The organism is Microbacterium sp. UBA3394, from assembly GCF_002358725.1.
Classification (GTDB): Bacteria; Actinomycetota; Actinomycetes; order Actinomycetales; family Microbacteriaceae; genus Microbacterium; species Microbacterium luteum.
In genome coordinates, this window is the sequence record NZ_DEPK01000045.1 from 1 (window position 1) to 3,485 (window position 3,485).

Genomic DNA, 3,485 nt, shown 5'->3' on the forward strand with positions numbered 1-3,485 from the left:
GCGTCGTCTAAACAGATGGACCGCGCGACGCTGCAGGAGCACGGGCACCTCGCGAACAGCGACCCGACCGAGCGTGTTGAGGCGTCGGATCCGACGCTCACGCCCGAGGAGTTGCGCACGCTCGAAGAGCTCGTGAGCGATGGGGGACCCCTTCGGCTTGAGCAAGAGCGGATCCCGTGGGTCGCCGCAGAGGCTGCCCTGGACCAGAACTGGGACAACGCAGTTAGCTGATGTGCGGGCGGCAGTCTGGCTCCAACCGGGTGAGGCTCCGTGACTGTGCGCCGGGGAAGGGTCTAGTACGAGCACCGCCTATCTCACGCAGCTCGTTGTTGCACCGCCCGCAGGTGGGAGCAAGGGATTCTCGCCGATCAAGTGGGCGGCTAGGTCGGCTCGGCGCCGGGATCGGTCGCGGACGGTTCGTCAGTTAGCAGGTCACGTAGAAGCCTCAGGCTGGCGAGGACCTCGTCGAAGGTGACAATGCTTACGGCGCGAGAGTTACCCCGGAACAGCTCAAGGGACTTCGTCTTGTCTGGCTGATCGGCCGGTGGCAGCCTTCCGGCGATGACGAAGCAGCCGATTGAGTACGCCTCGAGGTCGTACTGGCGCGAGTCGCTCTTGACGTTGGCGAAGTGCAGCTTGAGTTGGTGTGCCTGGTCTAGAACCTGAGTCACGGCTTGCGAGAGTTCGGATGTGATGCCGTAGACGCCGTCACGGTAGGCGGTCGATTTCACGATCTTGGTAGTCGGGGTCTTGATCTCGACGAGCGCCACATTGGCGGTGAGCGGATTCTTGACCAGGTAGTCGGCGATCTTGTTGCCGGAGCCGTCAAGCTTCGTTCCGCCAACGGACGCCTTTGACACGACGCTAACCACAGGTGAGCCGAACACCTGCTGGAGCGCGAACGCATTTGACGCGAAGAACTGCTGCCAGTGCTCCTCACCGTGTTTCTTCTCGAGGTCGGCTTCGAATCGTTCGATGAGTCGGTCCAGATTCACCAGCTCTAGGTCGTGCTGAAGGGCGACCACGGTATCCGGTGCAACCTCGGTAGCTACCCGAGCCTGCGCCTGCATCGCTGACAGAAGCTCGACCTGGTCATCTTCGGTCAGCGCCTCTTCGCCGTTCGCTGCTCGAGTTAGCAGCTTCGACATGGTGAGCCGACCGAGCTTCGGCCGGGACTGCTCGAGTCCAAGGGCGTCAGCGAGGTAGTTATTCACGAAGGAGTCCTTCACGCGACTCGCCGCGATGTTTCCGCGATTGTTAATCCGGACAATCTCAGACCAGAGTTCTTCCCATGCGGCTTGCCCCATGCGGAACACGTCGTCGTCGACCTTGATGCCTGACCCCGGTACGATCCTCAACTCCGAGCACTCGCTGTGGTCTTCGATCAGCCGCACCAGCCGATTATTGTCCTTCAGTAGCCCCAGACCGTACTGAGGATCCTTCACGAAACCAGGTGGGAGTGATTCGAGAAACTCGTCAACGTCAAAGGTGTCTGGCCCAAAAAGGACGGGCTCACCCTCCTCCTCGAACGGGTTGTCCACCGCCCCTGCTTCCGAATGAGCGAACGTGATCCGTAGAAGCTTCGGATACTTCGACTGGAAGAAGCGTTCGCTGCCCGCGAGCGTATTGAGGGGTGCGATCGTGATCATGCCGTCCTCGAGCGATCGCTCCAGTAGGACATGTCGCTTCGAGGTCTCGATGTGCTCCGTCGGTGAGACCCGAGTCCTTCGCACCGGGAAGGCGACGTACTGGAGCTGACCCAAAGCGCCTGTAGTCGTCTCTAGCCGGAGGCTCGGGTCTGCGCTGTTCCCGAAGCGGGCCATGTGATCTCCAATCTGGTCAGTGACTCTTCGTGGGGTCCGGTCCGTCCCAAATGCGTTTGAAGGTCCCATCCACTTCGGGCCATAGCTCGCGTATTGCGTCGTCGACCGAGGAAATCGCGTTGGACGTCGGTGAGAACACGACGAACTCGTGCGGGATAACACGTCCCGCGGAGTCGCGTCTGTTCAGCGGGTCGGGGAAGCGTGCGACCACGACGTCGCCGTCCCTCCTGAATGCGGGCATCACATTCTCGACACCGGCGAAACGGCGGAGGTACTCCGCCCGCGGATCGGCGATGCCGGCATCGAACAACAACCTAAACCCCCACGTCCGGCCGCGCGTTGCCCAAATGAACGTCACTTACTACTCCGCAGAAAAACCTCGTCGGCTTCGGCTTCATCAAGTTTCAGCTGGAATCCCGTGAGGGTGCTCCGCAGGTTCTCGTGCTTGGAGACCGCGTCCCGGTTGGCCGCTGTGAGCTTGTCGCCGCCCATCTTCGCAAGGTCTTCAATCGCAGAGCCGAAGTGAGTCAGGATGAGACCGAGGGAGGTCAGAAGCTTGTTGTCTTTGCCTGCAAGCTTCGTGGCCAGGGCCCCAAGCCCTCCGAGCGCGGCGGCCATCGAGACCCCTCCCGCGACAAGGTGCTCGTAGACCTTGCCCCGATCCGTCATCCCCTTTGCCCACTTGACGTGACGCTCAAACGGCAGCATAGCCGCGAGTGGAAGGATGAGATCGAGCCCCACACGCTCCGTGACTTCGATCCTGCCGGGCTCGAACTTTGCGGACGAGAGCAGGATGAAGTCCTCGCCAACTGACAATGCTTCGGGCGCCTCGATGAAGCTCGCAAGCGTGCTCTCGAGTTCGTTAAGTTCATGGGTGGCCTTATCGATCACGAGGTCATGAAAATCGATCACGCCCATGCCGGGGAGCAGGTCGCACTTCGAGAGGGCCAGCACCCAAATTCTGGGGAACTCGACGAACTTCTTGCCTCCCTCGAGTAAATCGTCTCTCATCAGGCGGAGACCGTTGCTCACGTTGGCGAGGAGCGACTTCAAGTACCGCTCCTCCTCTCCAGCGTTGTCGACGAGCCGTTGCCCATCTACGAGGAGAAGAGCGACATCCGATCGAAGGAGCCGCCGGAAGGTGGCTACCCGCGCATCTGCCTCCGGTCCCTCGAGATCCTGAGCGAACCACTCGCCGGGGTAGTCATGCCAGACGATCTGCACTGCATCGAAGGGCCGACGCTTCTCGTCGTTCCCCTGCGAAGAGTCCTTTGCCCTAACCGTAAAGGCATAGGTTTCCGAGTCGAAGCGGGTAGTGAGCGGAACGGTCGCAGACCCGCGCATGCCGAGGTACGCCTGGTACAACGAGCGACCCTGGGACTGCTTATCCGCGACCACCTCGTAAGGGTGCTCGGCCTTGTACGCCTGCTGCTGAGTCGCCCCATAGAACGATGAGACCAGGACGGTCTTGCCGCTGCCGCTCTCTCCAAAGACAGCGATCTGCTGCTCGATCTTCCGGTTCTTCGCCATACGTGAAACTTACCGAGTCCGGTACGGCCTCCGAGCGAACCTAAAGATGGACAAGTCGCGTGCCACTGGCTCTTGCCGAACATGGACATTTCGTCTCGCCCTGCCCTGATGGGAATGTCAACCTGATCTGGG

The 3,485-nt window shown here is 60.9% G+C and carries 4 protein-coding genes; 1 reads left to right on the forward strand and 3 read right to left on the reverse strand.

The features are described 5' to 3' along the window. A partial coding sequence (locus B4E30_RS02360) for a Wadjet anti-phage system protein JetD domain-containing protein (protein WP_286793314.1) occupies positions 1-231 on the forward strand: 231 nt, incomplete at its 5' end. 149 nt (positions 232-380) lie between these two features. On the opposite strand, the gene B4E30_RS02365 is transcribed toward B4E30_RS02360, so the two are convergent. From B4E30_RS02365 to B4E30_RS02375, 3 genes are read right to left on the reverse strand one after another with little or no spacing between them, the layout of a single operon-like run. Then, the gene (locus B4E30_RS02365) at positions 381-1,823 is read right to left on the reverse strand and encodes a Shedu immune nuclease family protein (RefSeq protein WP_286793315.1); all 1,443 of its coding nucleotides are present in this window, start codon (positions 1,821-1,823) and stop codon (positions 381-383) included. A gap of 16 nt (positions 1,824-1,839) precedes the next feature. Further along, positions 1,840-2,181: a hypothetical protein gene (locus tag B4E30_RS02370; protein WP_286793316.1), complete on the reverse strand. Its 342-nt coding sequence runs from the start codon at positions 2,179-2,181 to the stop codon at positions 1,840-1,842. Continuing rightward, positions 2,178-3,353, reverse strand: coding sequence for a TRAFAC clade GTPase domain-containing protein (locus B4E30_RS02375; RefSeq protein ID WP_286793317.1), 1,176 nt, complete (start codon positions 3,351-3,353; stop codon positions 2,178-2,180). Before B4E30_RS02375 ends, B4E30_RS02370 begins: the two co-directional genes overlap by 4 nt. Positions 3,354-3,485 lie beyond the last annotated feature (132 nt).